Source organism: Streptomyces sp. NPDC002788 (genome assembly GCF_053592115.1).
In genome coordinates, this window is record NZ_JBSFVB010000044.1 from 1 (window position 1) to 3255 (window position 3255).

A 3255-nucleotide genomic window follows, 5' to 3' on the forward strand; every position below is an offset into this window, starting at 1 on the left:
CCTCTCAATCACCCGAACGGAGTACTCGCCCCTCTGCCGGGCTGTTCTGGCCACCGGATCGAAAAGAGGGAGGGGTTGGCCAGGTCACGCACCCGTGCAGAAGCACTGACCCGAAATGCGCCCCGCCCGACCCCGCTCTGTTCAGCATGGCACGAGTCAAAAGCCTTTACTTCAATGCGAGTTGTCCGAATTCAGCTGGCCCACCCTTCGGAGACGAAGGACGTCCGCTCCTTGCAGGGGGCGTAAACAATGCGCTGGGCCGTTCGTATGAGGGGTTCGAGGAACCTCTTGCGGCTGTGGTGATCGCGATGGATTACTGGAAATGGATCTAACCGGTGGGCCGCCCATTCTCGCCGGGGGATGCGGCAGTCGGATCAGCCATGGCTTCCCCGGGAGGAGCCGGGTGCCCACCGGCATACCGCGATGGGCACTCCCGGAGAGAATCAGATCCCCCTCAGCCGGTGCCGTTAGCGGCACCGGCTGAGACGGCTCGCTCGCCCTCGTGCCCCTACGATGCTTACCGGCTGCGATGCCACGCCGCGCCGACTCGAGGCGGCACCGTTGGCCCGACGCCGCACATGTGGACGTGATCTGCGACAACCTCCGCCCACAGGACTTCTCGCCGTGTAGGGGCGTGAGCCGGCCAAGTGCTCGGCCGGGAAGTCGTAGCGTGGGGGCGGACTCGACGAGATCGAAGACCATCGCCAAGGCGGCGGTGCGGGAGCCGCTGGGCAAACGTCTGATCGGCGGCGTGTCACGGAGCAGGATCACCACCCCAGTTCAGCCAGCAGATGGTCGGGTTCGAAAAGCCTGCGGTCCTGCTCTGGTAGGTGGCTGAGCGTCACTGGTGTGACGATTCCACCACTTGCAGGGGGTGCGTGCTGGGCGACTCGCCCCAGAACGGTCCAACGCTCGCGTCGAATAGGCAGGGCATTCCTATGCTCATGACATCACTGTGAGACGCCGCCGCCTCGGCCGACCTTGGCGTGCGTCGTATGGGCATGGAGGTCCTGTTGCGGAACAGACGAATCACACCTGGCTCGGCGATCTGGTGGCTGCGGATCGGAATTACCCTGCTCGGAGTAGTCATTGCCGCCGGGCTGTCATCAACGATGGCTGTGTCGTCGACCACGCCACCAGTTCCCGGCCAGACGGGATCGCTTGTCCAAGTCTCCAAGAATCGCTCGGACAACGTCTCCAAGAATCGTTCGGACAGCGTTGCGCGTGCGGAAGTGCGGCTGTCAGAAGCGTCGCCCGCGCCGGCACCCCCCAGCCAGAGGGGGGACGCCTACGTCGCCAACGCCGGCTCGGACACCGTGTCGGTGATCGACACCGCGACCAACACCGTCACCAAAACCATCCCCGTCGGCGATAACCCATATGGCGTGACGGTCACCCCGGACGGTACCCGGGTCTATGTCACCAACGCCGGCTCGGACACTGTGTCGGTGATCGACACCGCGACCAACACCGTCACCGGTACCATCGCCGTCGGCGTAGGCCCGCTGGGCGTGGCGGTCGCGCCGGACAGCACTCGGGCCTATGTCACCAACTCCGGGTCAGGCACTGTGTCGGTGATCGACACCGCGAGCAACACCGTGACTGACACCGTCGCCGTCGGCGTCAGCCCGGTCGGCGTGGCGGTCACGCCGGACGGTACCCGGGCCTATGTCGCCAACGCCGGGTCAGGCACTGTGTCGGTGATCGACACCGCGAGCAACACCGTGACTGACACCGTCGCCGTCGGCGTAGGCCCGGTTGGCGTGGCGGTCACGCCGGACGGTACCCGGGTCTATGTCACCAACTCCGGCTCGGACACTGTGTCGGTGATCGACACCGCGACCAACACCGTCACCGGTACCATCGCCGTCGGCGTAGGCCCGCTGGGCGTGGCGGTCACGCCGGACAGCACCCGGGCCTATGTCACCAACTCCGGGTCAGGCACTGTGTCGGTGATCGACACCGCGAGCAACACCATGATTGACACCGTCGCCGTCGGCGCTAGCCCGGTCGGCGCGGCGGTCACGCCGGACGGTACCCGGGCCTATGTCGCCAACGCCGGGTCAGGCACTGTGTCGGTGATCGACACCGCGACCAACACCGTCACCGGCGCCATCGCCGTCGGCGCCAGCCCGGAGGGCGTGGCCATCACTACCCCCTGACGACGTGAGGGCGTCACTCGGGTCTGTCGAAGGAACGGCTCTGACCCGTAGTCGGTGATGACGAAGCGCGACCGGGATCGTTGCCATCACATGCGAGACCACAACTGGCTTGGGGGGCCACGTGGTTCGGGTTATCGGCACTGGTTGTCGAGGATCTGGCGGACGAGGGTGAGGCGATCCACCTGTCGGCGGGGCCTCCGGGCTGTGGCACAGTGCGGCACCTCCAGGACCTCACCGTGGGCTTGCCGCCCGCCGAGACTCGGCTGCGGAGCGGGGCTGACCGCCGCTGTCCCGTCGGTATCCAGCGGGGAAGAGCGGCGTCGTGGGCGGGCAAGTTCCAGCGAGGGAACAGGCCGCGGAGCTTGCCCGGCTCCTGATCGTGGTCGTCCTTCGGCTCCCGCGTCCGGCGGCCTGGCGGCGGGCGGCTCCGCGCCGCCACATCATCGGCGTGTCACCTTCCGCACACGGACAGCTCGCCGGCCTCCCAGGCGCCGCCGCGCCGTGGTCCAGTGGCACCGGGCTGTCGCAGCCGCCGTCAGTTCGGCGGTGACGTCAGGTGGGGAGAGGTCGGGGCGGGCGAGGTGCCAGCGTGTGGGGTGGTGCCAGCGGCCAGCCGCGTCGCGGGCGATGTCGACGCCGACTTCCACCACTGCTCCGGTTCCACCAGCGTGACGTCCAGTGTGCCGGCTGTCTTGCCCGGCGGAAGAACGACCAGCCCGTCCACGGATGACCGTGCCGCGCCGCAGCGAGCAGGCCGGCGAACGCAGCCTTGGTCGTTCGGTCGAGGGTGGTGGTGCGGCCGGTGAACTGCAGGCACCCGTCGTCGTACCGCAGCCGATCGCTGGGTGCGGCGGGGAGCTGGTGGCCGAATCGCTTGATCGCCTCCTGGCCTCGGGCACCTTCTATTTCTGCCAGCCGCCGGCCCCTCGCCGAGGCGATAGGGTTCGTCCAGCCGTTTGAGGAGCACGCCCTCCATTTCGACTGGAGCTCACGTCAGCCAATCGCGCACGGTGTCCGGGGCGGTGGTCGACGGGCACATCAGTGGAGCTCTGTGCCGGGCTGGGATAGTTACTCCGTTCGGGTGAGGTGCGTT

At 67.6% G+C, this 3255-nt stretch carries 1 protein-coding gene; it reads left to right on the forward strand.

Annotated elements, in window-relative coordinates:
• Nucleotides 1-995 precede the first annotated feature (995 nt).
• Nucleotides 996-2162, forward strand: coding sequence for a YVTN family beta-propeller repeat protein (locus ACWD1U_RS37195; protein WP_451113782.1), 1167 nt, complete (start codon nucleotides 996-998; stop codon nucleotides 2160-2162).
• Nucleotides 2163-3255: the final 1093 nt, after the last annotated feature.

What these genes read in the sequence shown, in the direction of transcription:
- ACWD1U_RS37195 (WP_451113782.1), top strand. Translation starts at nt 996, where the DNA reads ATGGGCATGGAGGTCCTGTTGCGGAACAGACGAATCACACCTGGCTCG.